This is a genomic window from Acidovorax sp. Root267 (assembly GCF_001429215.1).
GTDB lineage: Bacteria > Pseudomonadota > Gammaproteobacteria > Burkholderiales > Burkholderiaceae_C > Acidovorax > Acidovorax radicis.
On record NZ_LMJC01000029.1, the window covers coordinates 384,285 to 401,838 of the forward strand.

A 17,554-nucleotide genomic window follows, 5' to 3' on the forward strand; every position below is an offset into this window, starting at 1 on the left:
CGGCGACCGTATCAATGGCCGGTGACGAAGCGGTTGCTCCCACGCGGGGCAGCCGCCAATCCAAAGGGTTGTGCAACAGCAGCTCTTTGGATTGGCACAGCGAAGGCAACATCATGGAACCGAAAAACATCGTTCTCAACGTCAACGGCATCGAGGTCATCTACAACCACGTGATCCTGGTGCTCAAGGGTGTCTCCTTGCAGGTGCCGCAGGGCTCCATCGTGGCCATCCTGGGGGGCAATGGCGCGGGCAAGACGACCACATTGCGCGCCATCTCCAACCTGCTGCAGGGGGAGCGCGGCGCGGTCACCAAGGGCTCGATCGAGTTGCGCGGCGAGCGCATCGAAAACCTCTCGCCTGCCGACCTCGTCAATCGCGGCGTGGTACAGGTGATGGAGGGGCGGCATTGTTTTGCCCACCTGACCATTGAAGAGAACCTGATGACGGGCTCCTACACCCGCACCAGCAAGGCCGAGATCGCGGCCAATCTGGAGAAGGTCTACAACTACTTTCCGCGCCTCAAGACGCGCCGCACCTCGCAGGCGGCATACACGTCGGGCGGCGAGCAGCAGATGTGCGCCATCGGCCGCGCCTTGATGGCCAACCCCAGCATGGTGCTGCTCGATGAGCCCTCCATGGGCCTGGCGCCGCAGATCGTGGAAGAGGTGTTCAACATCGTGAAGGACCTGAACACCAAGGAGAAGGTCACCTTTCTGCTGGCCGAGCAGAACACCAACATGGCCCTCAAATATTCCGACTACGGCTACATCATGGAAAGCGGCCGTGTGGTGATGGACGGCGCCGCGAGCGACCTGGCCAACAACGAGGACGTCAAGGAGTTCTACCTGGGCGTGGGTGGCGGCGAGCGCAAGAGCTTCAAGGACGTGAAGAGTTACAAGCGGCGCAAGCGCTGGCTGGCTTGAGGTGCCCCCTGAGGCGCTGGCGCGCCTCCCCAGGGGGACGCACCCGGTGGGCTGGCAGAGCCAGATCCACGGGTGCGCTGGGAGGGGGCCACGACGGTGGCAACGATTGCGCCACAGATGGCAAAGATAGATCAGAACTCCTTTTTTCATAGCTGCTTGCGCTTTATGGACAAGCGCTAGAGGCCCATTTCATTCACAACCACCGCATAGGAACCCATGGCATGAGCACGTTTTACGACGCCCTGGAAACCCGCGACCCTTCAGCGCGCGAGGCCGCACTGCTTGCCGCTCTGCCCACCCAGGTGGCCCACGCCCAGGCGGCGTCGCCCGCATTTGCTGGCATCTTGGCTGGCGTCGATGCGTCGGCAGTCACGACCCGCGCGGCACTGGCGCAGCTGCCCGTCACGCGCAAGTACGAGCTGCTGGAGCGCCAGCAAGCGCAGCGCGCGAGCAATGTATTCGGCGGGTTTTCGGCGCTGGGCTTTGGCGCGGGCATGCCGCGCGTGTTCGCCAGCCCCGGCACCATCTACGAACCGGAGGGCACGCGCCGCGATTACTGGCGCATGGCGCGCGCCATCTACGCGGCAGGTTTTCGGCCCGGTGAGCTGATCCACAACAGCTTCAGCTACCACTTCGTGCCCGCAGGCTCGATCATGGAAACCGGCGCCCACGCGCTGGGCTGCACGGTGTTTGCGGGTGGCACGGGCCAGACCGAGCAACAGGTGCAGGCCATGGCCGAGCTGCAACCTGCGGGCTATATCGGCACGCCCAGCTTTCTCAAGATCATTGTCGAAAAGGCTGCCGAGATGGGCGTGGCGCTACCCACGGTAACCAAGGCCCTGGTGTCCGGCGAAGCCTTTCCGCCCTCGCTGCGCGACTGGTTTGCTGAGCGCGGCATCGCGGGCTACCAGTGCTACGCCACGGCCGACCTCGGCCTGATCGCGTACGAGACCAGCGCGCGGGAAGGCCTGGTGCTCGACGAAGGCGTGATCGTCGAGATCGTGCGCCCCGGCACGGGCGACCCGGTGCCCGAGGGCGAGGTGGGCGAGCTGGTGGTGACCACGCTCAATCCCGACTACCCACTGATCCGCTTTGGCACCGGCGACCTCTCGGCCGTGCTGCCAGGCACCTGCCCCACGGGCCGCACCAACACGCGCATCAAAGGCTGGATGGGCCGCGCCGACCAGACGACCAAGGTGCGCGGCATGTTCGTGCACCCCGGCCAGATCGCGACCATCGCACGGCGCTTTCCGCAGGTGCTGCGCGCACGCCTGGTGGTCAGCGGCGAGATGGCCAACGACCAGATGGTGCTGCAGGTGGAAACCGTGGAGACCGCCGAAGGCCTGGCGCGCCAGCTGGGCGACGCCATCCGCGAAGTGACCAAGCTGCGTGGCGACGTGCAGATGGTGGCCCCGGGCACTCTGCCCAACGATGGCAAGGTCATTGAGGACGCACGCAGTTATAAGTAGGCAGCCACCCTGTGCCGCCTTCGGCGCCTCGGTGCAGCCACCAGATGCGGCAGCCCTTCGGAGCGGTCCAAGCCCGCGCAGGCAGGCTCGGAACCGCAGCTCCTCAGCCCCGGAGGGGGACGCCACCCGTGGCTTGGCAAAGCCAGTTCCACGGTGGCGCTGGCGTTGGGCCACGCCTGTTTCGACGATGAGGGGTATGGGCGCGCTGCAAATGCGCGCAAACGTGGGTCCTTTCCGCTCCATCCGGTGGTTTGCGGCAGCGCAAGAAGTGCCCACTTCGCGCGGCGCCAGGCCGCAGTGTTTACCCTAGCATTGCTCATATATTAATAGCACACAATGCTTTACAGATAAGCGCTGCGAGCCTGTTTTTCTTAAAAACCATGCCCCCGGTGTGCTACGTAATATCCGCAATGTTCCCGCAAACCCCCCTCGCTATCATGGCCCGTCATTCACAGGAGCAACCCATGAAAAAAACTCTGAAACTTGCGCTGATCGCCGCGGCCGCAGCCACCGCTTTTGGCGCCAGCGCCCAAGACTATCCCGCCAAGGACAAGACCGTCACTATCGTGGTTCCTTTTGCTGCCGGCGGCCCGACCGACCGCGTGGCACGTGATCTGGCCGAAGCCCTGCGCAAGCCCCTGGGCGCCACCGTGGTGGTGGACAACACGGCCGGTGCCGGCAGCTCGATCGGCGCTGCACGCGTCGCCCGCGCCGCACCGGACGGCTACACCCTGCTGCTCAATCACATCGGCATGTCCACCATGCCCGCGCTGTACCGCAAGCTCGCCTTCAGCGTACCCAACGACTTTGAATACCTGGGCATGGTCAACGATGTGCCCATGACGCTGATCGCACGGCCCACCATGCCCGCGAACAACTTCAAGGAACTGACGGCCTGGATTCAGCAGAACAAGGGCAAGATCAACCTGGGCAACGCGGGCCTGGGCGCAGCGTCGCACCTGTGCGGCCTGATGTTCCAGAGCGCCATGCAGGTGGACATGACCCCCGTGCCCTACAAGGGCACTGCCCCCGCCATCACCGACCTGATCGGCGGCCAGATCGACCTGCTGTGTGACCAGACCACCAACACCACGCCGCAGATCGAGAGCAAGAAGGTCAAGGCCTATGCCGTGACCACCACCAAACGCCTGTCCACCCCGGCCCTGAAGGATCTGCCCACCCTGGCGGAGTCGGGCCTGAAGGACTTCAACGTCAGCATCTGGCACGGCCTGTACGCCCCCAAGGGCACGCCGGCACCGGTCGTTACCAAGATCAATGAGGCCCTCAAGATCGCCCTGAAAGACCCCGACTTCATCAAGAAGCAGGAAGGCCTGGGCGCTGTGGTCGTCACCGACAAACGCATGGAACCTGCCGAGCACAAGAAGTTTGTGCAGGCCGAGATCGACAAATGGGGCGCGGTGATCAAGGCTGCAGGCACCTACGCAGACTGATCCCTCTTCTCGCTGCAGATCACCAGGTAATTGATTCGCAAGCCGCCTCGGCCCCCAGGGTCGAGGCGGCTTTTTTACGGATGAAATCCGCCACACGCCATGGTCGGCCTTGGGGTTATCCACCTGCACCAATTCACAGGCACCGCGTAGAACAGACAGCACCCCCACACGACCGACGAAAGGACCCCGCATGACATGGCTCGCCCGTGAACGCCGCCGCACCATTGCCACCCTGGGCATGCTCGCACTGGGCTGCGCAGCACCCGGGCTGCACGGCGCCCATGCCCAAGCGGCCTGGCCCACCAAGCCCGTGCGCATCGTCGTGCCCTTTGCCCCTGGCGGCACCACCGACATCCTGGCACGCGCCATGGCACCGGAACTCACGCGCGCCTTCGGCCAGCAGTTCTTCGTGGACAACCGTGCCGGAGCCGGTGGCAATGTGGGTGCAGAGATCGTGGCCAAATCACCCGGCGACGGATACACCCTGCTCATGGGCACTGTGGGTACGCACGGCATCAACCGCGCGCTGTATGCCAAGCTGCCCTACGACCCCATCAAGGACTTTGTGCCCATCACTCTGGTGGCCGCCGTGCCCAACGTGATGGTGATGAACGCCGACAAGGCCAAGGCCCAGGGCATCACCAGCGTGCAAGACTTCATCCGCGTGGCCAAGGCCAGCCCCGGCAAGATGAACATGGCCTCCAGCGGCAATGGCACCTCGATCCACCTTGCAGGCGAGTTGTTCAAGAGCATGACGGGCACCTTCATGCTGCACTTGCCCTACCGGGGCTCGGGCCCGGCGCTGCTGGACATGGTGGCGGGCAACGCGGACGTGATGTTCGACAACCTGCCTTCGTCCATGGCACAGATCAAGGCGGGCAAGCTAACGGCCCTGGCAGTGACCAGTTCGCAGCGCTCCAGCGCGTTGCCGGATGTGCCCACCGTCGAGCAGGCCGGTGGCCCGACGCTCAAAGGCTACGAGGCGAGTTCGTGGTTTGGTCTTCTGGCCCCCGCAGGCACGCCGCAGGACGTCGTGAACCGTATCCAGCAGGAGGTGGCCAAGTCGCTGGCCACACCCGCGATGAAGGAACGGCTCTTGGCCCAGGGTGCGATCCCGGGCGGCAATACGCCGGCCGAGTTCGCCAAGCACATCGACAACGAGCACAAAAAATGGGCGCAGGTGGTGAAGACGTCGGGCGCAAAAGTGGACTAGCTGACGCCACAACCCGTCTGCACCCCACGCCTCGGGCCCGTGGATATCTGGCCACAAGGCATCATAAGGAGACGCCCCGGGCCTTGTGCTCCGCGTGCGCCCATGAACGCCATGCCCACAAGATTGCGTCTGTCACGCCATGGGATGGCGGATGATGGTCTTCCATTTCTCGGGGGCCGCCCTGCGGATGTCGCTGAGATAGATCTCGTGGTGCTTGCCCGCCCTCACCGCCTGCGCGTCGATGAATCCGTGAAGGCGCTCGATGACCGGCCCCTCCTCCGAAAAGGGACCGATGTGCAACACCTGCGCACAACGCCCTTCAGCAAAGGCCTCCAGCCGCATGCGATCCACGCCCGGCAATTTCTTCTTTCGCTTCACCTCGGCCATGGCCTCGGAGATCACGTCCTGCGGTACGAAGGCAGGCTGCATGATCATCATCGTCCATTGCCACTGGGCCCTGTCGTTGGCAACAAAGGCTGACATGTCATCCGCCCACCACAGGCCTTCCAGCGGCATCACCGCATAGTCAACGGCGTCCACACCCTTCTTGACCATGAATTTGGCGGTGTACGACACCGCGAACAAGGCTTCCACGGCCTGCGCATAGGGCTCCGACGTGGTGGGGTCCCCTGTGCCGTCGATCATCAGGAAGTTGAACGTGGGCACCTCCACTTCCACCACGCTCTTGTGCGAGGGTTGGTACAGAGACTTCAGCTCTTTTTTCAAGTCAATTTTTGACACTTGCTCGGCCCATGGATGCGGGGGCGCCAGAAGCGCCGCCTGAGTTTTTCAGCGGTGCGTCCGCTTCTTTTTTGGAGGCCGCCCCTTTTGCAAAAAACCGACGTGAACATCGCGTTGAGTCCCGATGGTTGATGACCCCCGGGCACCATTCGCAGGCTCACACCCCCCAGACCACATCCGCCTCTTCGGCGGCGCTCTTGCGCAGCATCTCGATGAACGGCGCAGCCCGCTGGCGCAGCCGCACCGCCTCCACACCGCCGCCTTGCTCGTCCTCGTCTTCCTGGCCCTCGGCCACCGGTGGCTGGGCCTCGCTGGCCAGCACGGCGGCCTCCAGTGCGGCAATGGCGCCAGGAATCTGCGCAGCGGTCACGATGCCATTGGCGCCAGGTGTCTTGCCGATGATCTGCAGGATCTGGCGGCCCTGTGGCTCCAGCATGATCAGATCGGCGGCGGCGCGGGACTTGAATTTGTAGAGCATGGCGAAGCGTTTTCCTTGGTGTGGTTTTCAGCCCGCGTAAATGTAGTCGCGGGTGAATGGATAGTCGGATTGTGCGCCGGGCATGGCCCCCGTGGCCACCTGGCCGTCGGGCTTGGCGGCCAGCATCTGGTGCAGGGCCATCCAGCCACGCTCGAACCCCAGGGCACTGCCCGCCAGGTACAAGCGGTACGCACGCAATACCTTATCACCCTGCTCTGCGCCGGACTGTGCGGCGAGCACTTCGCGCGCCGCAGGCAATTGGGCTTCCAGAGCGTCAGACCACGCCCACAGCGTGCGGGCGTAGTGTGGTCGCAGGTTCTCGGTGTCCACCATCTCCAGGCCAGCGCGGGCCGTGTCGTGCAGCACCGCGCCCACGTGGACCAACTCCCCCCCTGGGAAGATGTATTGCTCGATGAAATCACCCATGCCCGCACCCAGCTGCGCGTTGTCCGCGCCGCCCGCCGTGATGCCGTGGTTCAGCACCAGCCCGCCGGGCCGCAGCAGGCGCGCCACCGTTTCGAAGTAACGCGGCATCTGCGCGCGGCCCACGTGCTCGAACATGCCGATCGAGGCGATCTTGTCGAAGGGCTTTTCCACCTGCAGCTCGCGGTAGTCCACCAGCTGCATCCGCACGCGCCCCTGCAGCCCGCGCTCGCCAATGAGCCGCTGCACATGCGCATGCTGGTTGCGCGAGAGCGTGATGCCCGTGGCATCCACGCCGTAGTGCTCAGCCGCCCACAGCAGCAGGCCACCCCAGCCCGCGCCAATGTCCAGAAAGCGGTCCCCGGGTTGCAGCTGCAGCTTGCGGCAGATGTGGTCGAGCTTGGCCTCCTGGGCCTGGGCGAGCGTCAGGTCCGGTGAACGGTAATAGGCGCACGAGTAGACGCGGCGCGGGTCCAGCCACAGCGCATAGAAGTCGTCCGACAGGTCGTAGTGAAACCGCACATGGCGCGCATCGTGCGCCAGCGTGTGCACCGCCATGGAACGCGCCCGGGCCAGCACACGCTGCCACCAGCCGTGGCGCTGATCGCGGGCAGGGTCGCGGGTGAGCAGCCCCGCAGCGGCAGCCATCAGGTCGCGCATGCCCCCTTCGAGCGCTACCCGCCCTTCCACGATGGCCGCGCCCACATTGCCGATCTCGCCCGTAGCCAGCGCCACCAGGGCCATGCGGTCGCGAAACCGCAAGGTGACGGCAGGCTCGGGCGCGCCCAGTTGCTGGCCCGCGGGCAACTGAACGGCCATGGGCACCGGCAAGGTCGCCAGCCGCCCCTCCAGGGTGTGCAGCAAGTGCTTCATGCAACACATCTTGAAAAGATTGCTGCACTGCGTCAACACCCCGCGCCGGCAACAGGGTTTCGCCGGGAACGCCCCATTGACAGTATTTTGTTTAAGCCTAAACTATTTTCCCATGAACATCCTCTGCATTGGCGGCGGGCCCGCAGGCCTGTACTTCGCACTGCTCATGAAGCAGCAAAACCCTGCCCACCGGGTCACGGTGGTGGAACGCAACCGGCCCTTTGACACCTTCGGCTGGGGCGTGGTGCTGTCCGACCAGACGCTCGACAACTTGCGCGCGGCCGATGCGCCCTCGGCCGCGCTCATCGGCGATGCGTTCAACCACTGGGACGACATCGAGGTGTTCTTCAAGGGCCGCAGCGTGCGCTCCTCGGGCCACGGCTTTTGTGGCATCGGGCGCAAGCGGCTGCTCAACATCCTGCAGGACCGCTGCCTGGCGGTGGGCGTGGAGCTGGTGTTCGAGACCGATGTGGCCGACGACCAGGCGCTGGCCGCGCAGTACGACGCCGATCTGGTCATCGCCAGTGACGGCCTCAACAGCCGCATCCGCACCCGCTACGCCGCCACCTACCAGCCCGACATCGACCTGCGCCAGTGCCGATTTGTGTGGCTGGGCACACACAAAAAACTCGATGCTTTTACGTTTGCTTTCGAGCAGACGGAGCACGGCTGGTTTCAGGCACACGCCTACCAGTTCGACGCCGATACCTCCACCTTCATCATCGAAACGCCCGAGGCAGTGTGGAAGGCGCATGGCCTGGACGCCATGGAGCAGCCCGAGGCGATTGCGTTCTGCGAGAAGCTGTTTGCCAAGTACCTCGACGGCAACGCCCTCATCAGCAACGCCACGCACCTGCGCGGCTCAGCCAACTGGATCCGTTTTCCGCGCGTGATCTGCAACACCTGGGTGCACCGCGAGGCCATCCAAGGCAAGCGGGTGCCCATCGTGCTGATGGGCGATGCAGCACACACGGCGCACTTCTCGATCGGCAGCGGCACCAAGCTCGCGCTCGAAGACGCGATCGACCTGGCCAACGAATTCGCCACCGGGCTGCCGAACGGCATGCCCATGGATGAAATCCTCACCCACTACGAAGCGCGCCGCAGCGTCGAGGTGCTCAAGATCCAGAACGCCGCGCGCAACTCCACCGAGTGGTTCGAGAACGTGAACCGCTATACCGGCATGGAGGTGGAGCAGTTCGCGTATTCGCTGCTCACGCGCAGCCAGCGCATCAGCCACGAAAACCTGCGGCTGCGCGATGCGGCGTGGCTCGAAGGTTACGAGGCGTGGCTGGCGGGCGGCAAGGCTGCGGTGCCACCCATGCTCACGCCGTTCACACTCAAAGGCGTCACCCTCAAGAACCGCATCGTCGTCTCGCCCATGGCCACCTACAGTGCGGTCGATGGCGTGCCGCAGGACTTCCACCTGGTGCACCTGGGCGCGCGCGCGCTGGGCGGCGCGGCGCTGGTGATGGTGGAGATGACCAGCCCCACGCCCGAGGGCCGCATCACCCCTGCCTGCACCGGGCTGTGGAACGATGCGCAGCAGGCCGCGTTCACGCGCATCGTGAACTTCGTGCACGGCAGCAGCACCGCCAAGATCGGCCTGCAGCTGGGCCACAGCGGCCCCAAGGGCTCCACGCGCGTGGGCTGGGAGGGCACGGACGAGCCGCTGCCCGATGGCAACTGGCCGCTGCTGGCCGCCAGCGCACTGGCCTATGGCGAGCAGAACCAGGCGCCCATCGCCATGACCCGCGCCGACATGGACGGGATGACCGCCGCGTTCGTTGCCAGCGCCCAGCGCGCCGTGGCCTGCGGCTTCGACTGGCTGGAGCTGCACTGCGCGCACGGCTACCTGCTGGCCAGCTTCATCAGCCCCATCACCAACCAGCGCACCGACGAATACGGCGGGAGCATCGACAACCGCTGCCGCTACCCGCTGGAAGTGCTCGCCGCCGTGCGCGCCGTGTGGCCGGCCGACAAGCCATTGAGCGTGCGCATTTCGGCCCACGACTGGGCGCCAGGCGGCACCACGCCCGACGATGCGGTGCAGATTGCGCGCCTGTTCCAGGCCGCCGGGGCCGACCTGATCGACGTGTCGTCCGGCCAGACCACGCGCGCCGCCAAGCCGGTGTACGGCCGCATGTACCAGACGCCGTTTGCCGACCGCATCCGCAACGAAGTGGGCATTGCCACCATGGCCGTGGGCGCGATCACCGAGGCGGACCACGCCAACAGCATCATTGCCGCCGGCCGCGCCGACCTTTGCGCCATTGCACGCCCCCACCTGGCCGACCCGGCCTGGACGCTGCACGCCGCCGCGCAGCTGAGCCCAGTGGCCGCAGCGCACACCGACTGGCCGGTGCAGTACACCAGCGGCCGCGACCAGATGCTGCGCGAGATTTCCAAGCAAAAACAGATCGCAGCGCTGGCTGCACAAGCGCTTTCAGCTACCAAAAACAGAGCATCCGAGGAAGAAGGCTAGCCATGGACCTCGAAGCCCGCCTGCACGGCGCCGCCCCCAGCGAGCACCCCGAAGCGCTGCGCCTGTGGCTGCGTTTGCTCACCTGCACGCAGCTCATCGAAAAACAGGTGCGCAGCAACTTGCGCGCGCAGTTCGACACCACGCTGCCGCGTTTTGACCTGATGGCGCAGCTCGAACGCGCGCCGGACGGCATGAAGATGAAAGAGCTCTCGCGCCGCATGATGGTGACGAGCGGCAACATCACCGGCATCACCGACCAGCTCGTGGCGGAAGGCCTGGTGGAGCGCCTGGACGTGGAAGGCGACCGCCGCGCGTACCTCGTGCGCCTCACGCCGCAAGGCCGCCAGCAGTTCAACGACATGGCGCGCCAACACGAGCAGTGGATCGTGGAAGCGTTTGCCACGCTGGGCGAACGCGACATCGCCACCTTGTACCGCCTGTTGGGCAGGGTCAAGGAACACACACAAGACAACTCTCTGGAGACCACGGAATGAAACATTTCATCGGCGCGAGCAACCCCATGCGCGAGCAGTTCAACCCCCAGGCCAGCTATGTGGCCGAGCATTTCGCGTGGAGCTTCGATGCTGGCGTGGGCACTGTCACGCTCAACCGACCGGACCGCAAGAACCCGCTCACCTTCCAGAGCTATTCGGAGCTGCGCGACTTCTTCTACGCGCTGCGGTTTGCCACCGACGTGAAGGCCATCGTCGTCACCGGCGCGGGCGGCAACTTCTGCTCCGGCGGCGACGTGCACGAGATCATCGGCCCACTGACCACCATGACCATGCCCGAGCTGCTGGAGTTCACGCGCATGACGGGCGACCTGATCAAGGCCATGCGCGCCTGCCCGCAACCCATCCTGGGCGCCATCGACGGCATCTGCGCCGGTGCGGGCGCCATGATGGCGCTGGCCTGCGACATGCGATACGGCACCGAGGCCACGAAGACCGCCTTTCTCTTCACCCGCGTGGGCCTGGCCGGCGCCGACATGGGCGCCTGCGCATTGCTGCCCCGCATGATCGGCCAGGGCCGCGCCAGCGAGCTGCTGTTCACCGGCCGCGCGATGACGGCGCATGAAGGCCTGGCCTGGGGCTTCTTCAACGATTTGTATGAGAGCGCCGACCTGCTGGCCAACGTGCAGGCCACGGCGCGCACTCTGGCCGACGGCCCCACCTTTGCCCACGGCATGACCAAGACCATGCTGAGCCAGGAGTGGAGCATGACCATCGAGCAGGCCATCGAGGCCGAGGCGCAGGCGCAGGCGATCTGCATGCAGACCGAAGACTTCCGGCGTGCGTACGAGGCGTTTGCGGCGAAGCAGAAGCCCGTGTTCCAGGGAGATTAAGAAGGTGTGAACGAACCCGCCATGCCCGCTCATCCCGCCAAAACACACCCGCTCGTCGTTGCAAATGCTCGCCATAGCTCAGGCTATGGCTGTGCTTTGCGCCTAAATCGGCCGCGTTTTCGCAGTCTGCTCGGCCACGCCGGGCTCATCCACACCTTCTAACCATGCACGTTGCAACGCCCCCGGCCCCCCGCCCGCCATCGACGGCGCACCTGGCCCTGCCCTTCTTCGACGACGCCCACCGCGCGCTGGCCGAGGGCCTGGTGCCCTGGGCTGCCGCGCAGCAGGTCGATGAAACCGACGACCGCGCCGCCTGCCGCGACTGGGTGCAACGCCTGGGCGCGGGCGGCTGGCTGCGCTACTGCGTGCCCGCCGAACACGGCGGCGCGCTGCCCGCGCTGGACTCACGCGCGCTGGTGCTGCTGCGTGAGACGCTGGCCTACCACTCGCCGCTGGCGGACTTTGCGTTTGCGATGCAGGGCCTGGGCAGCGGCGCGATCACGCTGGCGGGCAGCCCGGCGCAGCAGGCGCACTACCTGCAGGGCGTGGCGCGCGGGGAGCTGATCGCGGCGTTTGCGCTCAGCGAGCCCGAGGCGGGTTCGGACGTGGGTGCTATGCAAACGATAGCTACCAGTGCTTATTCATCCAGCGGTAGCGGCCCAAAAGACTCATATTCCTTGACCGGCACCAAGACCTGGATCAGCAACGGCGGCATCGCCGACTTCTACTGCGTGTTCGCCAAGACCGACCCGGCGGGCGGCACGCGCGGCATCAGCGCCTTCATCGTCGATGCGGATACGCCAGGGTTGGATGCCTCGCACCACATCCACGTGATGGCGCCGCACCCCCTGGCCACGCTGCAGTTCAGCAACTGCACCGTACCCGCCACCGCACTGCTCGGTGAAGAGAACGGCGGGTTCAAACTGGCCATGCGCACGCTCGACATCTTTCGCGCGTCGGTCGCCGCTGCGGCGCTGGGCATGGCGCGCCGCGCACTGGCCGAGGCCGTGCACCACGCGCGCCAGCGCCGCATGTTCGGCCAGACGCTGGCGGACTTCCAGCTCACGCAGGCCAAGATCGGCGAGATGGCCGCGCTGGTGGACGGCGCCGCGCTGCTCACCTACCGTGCGGCCTGGCTGCGCGACGAGGGCGAAAAGCGCGGTGGCACCCGGGTAACCGCCGAGGCAGCGATGGCAAAAATGACCGCCACCGAAAACGCCCAGCGCGTCATCGACATGGCACTGCAACTGCACGGCGGGCGCGGCGTGGAAGTGGGCAGCAAGGTCGAGTCGCTGTACCGCGACATCCGCTCGCTGCGCATCTACGAAGGCGCCACCGAAGTGCAGCAACTCATCATCGGCAAGGCCGTTTTGCAGGAGTGATCGCATGAAAGCCTCTTCTCAACCCTCGGCCCAGCCCGACCATTTCGTGCACGACCGGCTGCCACCCGCATCCGCCTTGCCGACCATGCGCTACGACCTGCCCGAACTACAGATCGCAGACCAGGCCAACCTGGTGCTCGCCCTGTTCGAACAGGCCGAGCGCGCCGGCCACAACGACCGCCCGCTGCTGCGCGGCCCGCACCGCACGTACACCTACCGCGACGCCTGGACCGAGGCCGCGCGCATTGCCGAAGTGCTCACGCAGGACCACGGCCTCGTGCCCGGCAACCGCGTGCTGCTGCGCGGCGGCAACACGGTGGAGATGGCACTGGCCTGGCTGGGCACGGTGTACGCCGGCCTGGTCGCGGTGGCCACCATGCCGCTGCTGCGCGCGGGCGAGCTGGCCAGCATCATCGAACGCGCACAGCCCACGCTGGCGCTGTGCGACGGCCGCCTGCTGGCCGAACTGCAGGCTGCGCAGGCGCAGCAACCCGTGCTGGCCGCCATCGTACCGTTCCACACCGCGCCCGACGCGGCCGACCTGATCCAGCGCGCCCAGGCCAAGCCGGGCACCACACCGCCCTGCCCCACGGCGGCCGACGACATCGCGCTGATGGCCTTCACCTCCGGCACCACCGGCGCGCCCAAGGCCGCGGTGCACACCCATCGCGACGTCCTGGCCGCCTGCGAGGCCTGGCCGCGCCACGTGCTCAAGGCCACGCCCGACGACATCGTGGCCGGCTCGCCGCCGCTGGCCTTCACCTTCGGGCTGGGCGGGCTGCTGGTATTCCCCATGTGGGCGGGGGCCAGCGTGTACTTCCCCGACCAGCCCTACACACCCGAGACCATGGTCACACTGATGCGCGACGCGGGCGTCACCATCTGCTACACCGCGCCCACCTTCTACCGGCAGATGGCGCCGTTCGCCCAACAGATCGGCCTGCCGCAGCTGCGCATCAGCGTGAGCGCCGGCGAGGGCCTGCCCGACGCTACGCGCCAGCTGTGGAAGAACGCCACCAGCATCGACATGACGGACGGCATCGGCGCCACCGAAATGTTCCACATCTTTGTCTCGTCGGCAGGCGGCGAAACGCGCCCCGGCGCCATCGGCAAAGTCGTGCCCGGCTACATCGCCAAGGTGGTGGACGACGGTGGCCATGAGGTGCCGCTGGGCACGGTAGGGAAGCTGGCCGTGATCGGCCCCACGGGCTGCAAATACCTCGACGACCCGCGCCAGGCCAAGTATGTGAAGGACGGCTGGAACTACCCGGGCGATGCGTTCACGCAGGACGCCGACGGGTACTTCTTCTACCAGGCGCGCGACGACGACATGATCATCACCGCCGGCTACAACGTGGGCGGCCCCGAGGTTGAAGACGCCCTGCTGCGCCACCCCGCCGTGGCCGAGTGCGGCGTGATCGGCGTGCCCGACGAGGAGCGCGGCATGGTGGTCAAGGCCATCTGCGTCTTGAAGCCCGGCCACACAGGCGATGCAGCCATGGTCAAGACCTTGCAGGACCATGTGAAAGCCACCATCGCCCCGTTCAAATACCCGCGCGTGGTGGAGTTCGTCGCGACCCTGCCCCGCACCGAAACCGGCAAACTGCAGCGCTTCAAGCTGCGCCAGGGCGCTGCGGCTCCTTCCTCTACAAAAACAACATGATGATGAACACAGTATTGCAACCCGAGGGCTGGGTGGCCCCCAAGGGCTATGCCAACGGCATGGCCGCACGCGGCACCATGGTCTTCACCGGCGGCCAGATCGGCTGGAACGCGCAGCAGCAGTTCGAGAGCGACGACTTCATCGCCCAGACCCGGCAAACCCTGCTGAATGTGCGTGCGGTGCTGGAGGCCGGTGGTGCGGGCCCCGAGCACCTGGTGCGGCTGACCTGGTATGTGACCGACCGCAACGAATACAACAGCCGCCTGAAGGAGCTGGGTGCTGTCTACCGCGAGGTGCTGGGCAAGAACTTCCCGGCGATGGCGTGTGTGCAGGTGGCGGGGCTCATGGAAGAGCGCGCGAAGATCGAGATTGAAGCAACCGCCGTAATCCCGGACTGAGCTTTTCCAGCCACCGCTGCAGCGCTTGCCCGTACAGGATGAACGCCAGCGCCGCCCCAATCAACGGCAGCGCGGCAAACACCCAGCCCGTCAGCAGCTCGCCGCCCAGCGCCACGCCCACCAGCAGCGCCACCGCAGGGTTTACAAACGAATAGCTGCCCGCCAGCGCGGCCGACGTGTTCTGCAGCAACCACAGATACGCATTGAGCGCCACCAGCGTGCCAAACACCAGCAGATAGACCCACGCCGCCCACGACTTGGCGCTGACCTGGCCCAGAGCCGAGAGCGGCTCGAACCACAGCGCCACCACCAGCCCCATCGCGCCGCCCGCAAACCACTGCGCGGCCGAGGCCATGGCAGGTGCGGGCAACGAGAGCTTGCGCGATGCATACGAGCCGATGCTCCAGCACAGCGGCGCACCAAAGGCCAGCAGCGCACCGAGCCAGGTGGCCGAAAAATCGCCCTCTAGCGCCAGCAGCAGCGCGCCCACCACGCCCAGCGCCAGGCCGATCCAGCTGGTGAAAGGCACCCGCTCGCCGCCCCAGCGCGACCACAGCGCCAGCCACATCGGCATGGTGGTGACCACCGTGGCCATGAGGCCCGAACCAATGCCCAGCTTTTGCGCAAAGCCCATCAGGTTCATGGCCAGGAACACCATGCAGCCGCCGACCACCGCCGAATTGCGCCACTGCACCCGCGTGGGCAGTGCATGGCCTTGCCACAGCGCAATCAGCAACATCACGCCGCCCGCGCACAGAAAACGGATGGCATTCATGAGCAGCGGCGGCATGGTCTGCACCGCAATGCCGATGGCGAAGTAGGTGGTGCCCCACACCACATAGACCAGCAGCAGCGCTATGGCGACGGCCCAGCTTCGCTGTGATCGGGGTTGCGCGTTGAAAATTGCCGGCATATTCTCCACCTTACCGAATAATTTATGGAAACCGTGAGGTTTTCGGAATTTTTACCAAAATCAATCGGATATGCAAGCAAATATTCAGACAGATGACATGGACGCCAGAATTATTTCGGCATTGGGAGCGGATGGCCGACGCTCCTATGCCGACGTGGGGGCCGAAGTGGGACTGTCCACGGCCGCCGTGCACGAACGCGTGAAGAAGCTGCTGGACAAAGGCGTGATCCGCCGTTTTTCGATCAGCGTGGACCCGGAGCGCGTGGGGCTCAACTTCACCGCCTTCGTGGCCATCCGCAACGACGGCGGCATCCATTGCCGTGACGTGGCACCGCGCCTGCGCGCCATGCCCCAGGTGGAAGAACTTCACAGCGTGGCGGGCGAATACGACTTTCTGGCCAAGGTGCGCACCACGCATGCGCGCGCACTGGAGGATGTGATCTACGAAATCAAGGCCATTGCCGGTGTGGCCCGCACCACCAGCACCGTGGTGCTCAACACCGAGTTCGAGGACCGGCCGCTGGACCTGGGCTGGATGAGCGGGGACAAGGGTGGCTGAGGTCGATTTGCAGCCGACGATTTCCAAGTCCGACAGGCTCCTAACACCCGCCATGGCCCACGATGCGCCCTCCGCCGCCTACCGGTATGCGGTGTCTTTTGCCCCCAACCCCGGCAGCCTGGGCTGGCTGGCCGGCAGCCATTGGCTGGGCCGCTGCGCCGCCTTGGTGAAGCCCCTGCAGCAGCTCGGTATTGCAGGGGTTTCCGCTGACGACCTGCACCGGCTGACGGCCGCACCGCGCCGCCGTGGCTGGCAGGCCCCGCTCCTGGCGCCTTTTGCGCTGGCACCCGGCACGGACTGGCTCACGCTGCACCAGGCCATACAGGCGCTGGCCCACAGCCTCATGCCCTGTGTATTGCCAACCCTGCATGTGGAGCGCGTGGGCGACGTTCTGGCGCTGGTGCTGCCTGCGTCCCACGCCGCCAACAGCGCCTTGCAGGAAACCGCTGCAGCCGGCCATGCCGCGCTGCACCGCCTGGCCGCTCCGCCATCCGGCACCGAACCGTTGCGCAGCGAACATCCGCTGGCGCAGCAGGCGTTCCGCTTTCACCTGCCCCTCACCGGCCCGTTGCAGCAGGTGGATGCGCAGACGCAGGCCCTGGTTTTTGATGCCGCGCAGGAATATTTCTCTGACCTGCCCACGCTGAAGTTCAACAGCCTGGCCCTGTTTGCCGAGCCCACGCCGGGCGCTGACTTTGTGCTGCTGGACCACGTGGAGATGGCACCTTAGCCCTTGGAACAGCGCCTGGCACAGCTTGCCACCCGCCCACAGCCAATTCAATGACCACCACCGACACCGCCATGCCTTCCGTCACGATCTATCACAACCCCAAATGCGGTACGTCCCGCAACACGCTCGCCATGATCCGCAACAGCGGCGTGGAGCCCGAAATCATCGAATACCTCAAGACCCCACCTGACCACGCCACCCTGCTGGCGCTGATCGCCGCCACGGGTGAACCGGTGATCCATGCCGTGCGCACCAAGGAAGCGGTCTTCACCGAGCTGCAACTGGACGCGCCGGGCGTGACCGACGCGCAGCTCGTCGAAGCGATGCTGCAGCACCCCATCCTCATCAACCGCCCCATCGTGGTCACGCCCGTGGGCACACGGCTGTGCCGCCCGTCCGAGAAGGTGCTGGATATCCTGCCCGCCCCCCAGCAAGGCGCCTTTACCAAGGAAGATGGCGAAGTCGTGACCAATGCCCAGGGCCAGCGTGTCTGAGGCCGTAGCGCACT

At 65.8% G+C, this 17,554-nt stretch carries 17 protein-coding genes; 13 read left to right on the forward strand and 4 right to left on the reverse strand.

The features are described 5' to 3' along the window. The first annotated feature begins 113 nt into the window (after positions 1-113). From ASE39_RS18125 to ASE39_RS18140, 4 genes are all read left to right on the forward strand, one after another. On the forward strand, positions 114-923 hold the full coding sequence (locus tag ASE39_RS18125) for an ABC transporter ATP-binding protein (RefSeq protein WP_010462875.1): 810 nt from the start codon (positions 114-116) through the stop codon (positions 921-923). Between the two features lie 221 nt (positions 924-1,144). After that, on the forward strand, positions 1,145-2,392 hold the full coding sequence (locus ASE39_RS18130; RefSeq protein ID WP_057272031.1) for an AMP-binding protein: 1,248 nt from the start codon (positions 1,145-1,147) through the stop codon (positions 2,390-2,392). 464 nt (positions 2,393-2,856) lie between these two features. Beyond that, a complete protein-coding gene (locus tag ASE39_RS18135) occupies positions 2,857-3,843 on the forward strand; it encodes a tripartite tricarboxylate transporter substrate-binding protein (protein WP_010462879.1) in 987 nt (328 codons plus the stop codon). A gap of 190 nt (positions 3,844-4,033) precedes the next feature. Next, positions 4,034-5,056 (forward strand): tripartite tricarboxylate transporter substrate binding protein, encoded by a 1,023-nt coding sequence (locus ASE39_RS18140; RefSeq protein ID WP_057272032.1) that lies wholly within the window; start codon positions 4,034-4,036, stop codon positions 5,054-5,056. 132 nt (positions 5,057-5,188) lie between these two features. Here ASE39_RS18140 and ASE39_RS18145 read toward each other — a convergent pair whose 3' ends face one another. The 3 genes from ASE39_RS18145 to ASE39_RS18155 all read right to left on the reverse strand — a co-directional run bounded on the left by ASE39_RS18145 (position 5,189) and on the right by ASE39_RS18155 (position 7,571). Then, on the reverse strand, positions 5,189-5,782 hold the full coding sequence (locus tag ASE39_RS18145) for a GyrI-like domain-containing protein (protein ID WP_242421483.1): 594 nt from the start codon (positions 5,780-5,782) through the stop codon (positions 5,189-5,191). Positions 5,783-5,954: 172 nt separating this feature from the next. After that, complete coding sequence (locus tag ASE39_RS18150; RefSeq protein WP_057229455.1) at positions 5,955-6,275, reverse strand: DUF1840 domain-containing protein; 321 nt, start codon at positions 6,273-6,275, stop codon at positions 5,955-5,957. A 27-nt stretch (positions 6,276-6,302) separates the two neighbouring features. Continuing rightward, positions 6,303-7,571 (reverse strand): class I SAM-dependent methyltransferase, encoded by a 1,269-nt coding sequence (locus ASE39_RS18155; protein ID WP_057272034.1) that lies wholly within the window; start codon positions 7,569-7,571, stop codon positions 6,303-6,305. Between the two features lie 112 nt (positions 7,572-7,683). On the opposite strand from ASE39_RS18155, the gene ASE39_RS18160 reads away from it, so the two are divergent. The 6 genes from ASE39_RS18160 to ASE39_RS18185 all read left to right on the forward strand — a co-directional run bounded on the left by ASE39_RS18160 (position 7,684) and on the right by ASE39_RS18185 (position 14,844). After that, positions 7,684-10,056: a bifunctional salicylyl-CoA 5-hydroxylase/oxidoreductase gene (locus tag ASE39_RS18160; RefSeq protein WP_057272035.1), complete on the forward strand. Its 2,373-nt coding sequence runs from the start codon at positions 7,684-7,686 to the stop codon at positions 10,054-10,056. 2 nt (positions 10,057-10,058) lie between these two features. Further along, complete coding sequence (locus ASE39_RS18165) at positions 10,059-10,550, forward strand: MarR family transcriptional regulator (RefSeq protein ID WP_056745653.1); 492 nt, start codon at positions 10,059-10,061, stop codon at positions 10,548-10,550. After that, positions 10,547-11,401, forward strand: coding sequence for an enoyl-CoA hydratase family protein (locus ASE39_RS18170; protein ID WP_057272036.1), 855 nt, complete (start codon positions 10,547-10,549; stop codon positions 11,399-11,401). The genes ASE39_RS18165 and ASE39_RS18170 overlap by 4 nt, the downstream gene beginning before the upstream one ends. A 164-nt stretch (positions 11,402-11,565) precedes the next feature. Further along, positions 11,566-12,783, forward strand: coding sequence for an acyl-CoA dehydrogenase family protein (locus ASE39_RS18175; protein WP_057272037.1), 1,218 nt, complete (start codon positions 11,566-11,568; stop codon positions 12,781-12,783). A 4-nt stretch (positions 12,784-12,787) separates the two neighbouring features. Next, the gene (locus ASE39_RS18180; protein ID WP_057272038.1) at positions 12,788-14,446 is read left to right on the forward strand and encodes an AMP-binding protein; all 1,659 of its coding nucleotides are present in this window, start codon (positions 12,788-12,790) and stop codon (positions 14,444-14,446) included. Then, the gene (locus ASE39_RS18185) at positions 14,446-14,844 is read left to right on the forward strand and encodes a RidA family protein (RefSeq protein WP_029414001.1); all 399 of its coding nucleotides are present in this window, start codon (positions 14,446-14,448) and stop codon (positions 14,842-14,844) included. The genes ASE39_RS18180 and ASE39_RS18185 overlap by 1 nt, the downstream gene beginning before the upstream one ends. On the opposite strand, the gene ASE39_RS18190 is transcribed toward ASE39_RS18185, so the two are convergent. Further along, positions 14,789-15,757 (reverse strand): EamA family transporter, encoded by a 969-nt coding sequence (locus ASE39_RS18190; RefSeq protein WP_057272039.1) that lies wholly within the window; start codon positions 15,755-15,757, stop codon positions 14,789-14,791. The two genes, ASE39_RS18185 and ASE39_RS18190, sit on opposite strands and share 56 nt — an antisense overlap. A gap of 97 nt (positions 15,758-15,854) precedes the next feature. Between ASE39_RS18190 and ASE39_RS18195 the strand changes: the two genes are divergently transcribed. From ASE39_RS18195 to arsC, 3 genes are all read left to right on the forward strand, one after another. Next, positions 15,855-16,316, forward strand: coding sequence for an Lrp/AsnC family transcriptional regulator (locus ASE39_RS18195; RefSeq protein ID WP_010462900.1), 462 nt, complete (start codon positions 15,855-15,857; stop codon positions 16,314-16,316). 52 nt (positions 16,317-16,368) lie between these two features. After that, positions 16,369-17,046 (forward strand): DUF1045 domain-containing protein, encoded by a 678-nt coding sequence (locus tag ASE39_RS18200; RefSeq protein WP_057272040.1) that lies wholly within the window; start codon positions 16,369-16,371, stop codon positions 17,044-17,046. A gap of 71 nt (positions 17,047-17,117) precedes the next feature. Next, entirely contained in the window at positions 17,118-17,540 is a 423-nt protein-coding gene (gene arsC, locus ASE39_RS18205) for an arsenate reductase (glutaredoxin) (RefSeq protein WP_057272131.1), read from the forward strand. The last annotated feature ends 14 nt before the right edge of the window (positions 17,541-17,554 follow it).

Coding starts and splice junctions, on each gene's coding strand:
- ASE39_RS18125 (WP_010462875.1), top strand. CDS start 114: ATGGAACCGAAAAACATCGTTCTCAACGTCAACGGCATCGAGGTCATC.
- ASE39_RS18130 (WP_057272031.1), top strand. CDS start 1,145: ATGAGCACGTTTTACGACGCCCTGGAAACCCGCGACCCTTCAGCGCGC.
- ASE39_RS18135 (WP_010462879.1), top strand. CDS start 2,857: ATGAAAAAAACTCTGAAACTTGCGCTGATCGCCGCGGCCGCAGCCACC.
- ASE39_RS18140 (WP_057272032.1), top strand. CDS start 4,034: ATGACATGGCTCGCCCGTGAACGCCGCCGCACCATTGCCACCCTGGGC.
- ASE39_RS18150 (WP_057229455.1), bottom strand. CDS start 6,275: ATGCTCTACAAATTCAAGTCCCGCGCCGCCGCCGATCTGATCATGCTG.
- ASE39_RS18155 (WP_057272034.1), bottom strand. CDS start 7,571: ATGAAGCACTTGCTGCACACCCTGGAGGGGCGGCTGGCGACCTTGCCG.
- ASE39_RS18160 (WP_057272035.1), top strand. CDS start 7,684: ATGAACATCCTCTGCATTGGCGGCGGGCCCGCAGGCCTGTACTTCGCA.
- ASE39_RS18165 (WP_056745653.1), top strand. CDS start 10,059: ATGGACCTCGAAGCCCGCCTGCACGGCGCCGCCCCCAGCGAGCACCCC.
- ASE39_RS18170 (WP_057272036.1), top strand. CDS start 10,547: ATGAAACATTTCATCGGCGCGAGCAACCCCATGCGCGAGCAGTTCAAC.
- ASE39_RS18175 (WP_057272037.1), top strand. CDS start 11,566: ATGCACGTTGCAACGCCCCCGGCCCCCCGCCCGCCATCGACGGCGCAC.
- ASE39_RS18180 (WP_057272038.1), top strand. CDS start 12,788: ATGAAAGCCTCTTCTCAACCCTCGGCCCAGCCCGACCATTTCGTGCAC.
- ASE39_RS18185 (WP_029414001.1), top strand. CDS start 14,446: ATGATGAACACAGTATTGCAACCCGAGGGCTGGGTGGCCCCCAAGGGC.
- ASE39_RS18190 (WP_057272039.1), bottom strand. CDS start 15,757: ATGCCGGCAATTTTCAACGCGCAACCCCGATCACAGCGAAGCTGGGCC.
- ASE39_RS18195 (WP_010462900.1), top strand. CDS start 15,855: ATGGACGCCAGAATTATTTCGGCATTGGGAGCGGATGGCCGACGCTCC.
- ASE39_RS18200 (WP_057272040.1), top strand. CDS start 16,369: ATGGCCCACGATGCGCCCTCCGCCGCCTACCGGTATGCGGTGTCTTTT.
- arsC (WP_057272131.1), top strand. CDS start 17,118: ATGCCTTCCGTCACGATCTATCACAACCCCAAATGCGGTACGTCCCGC.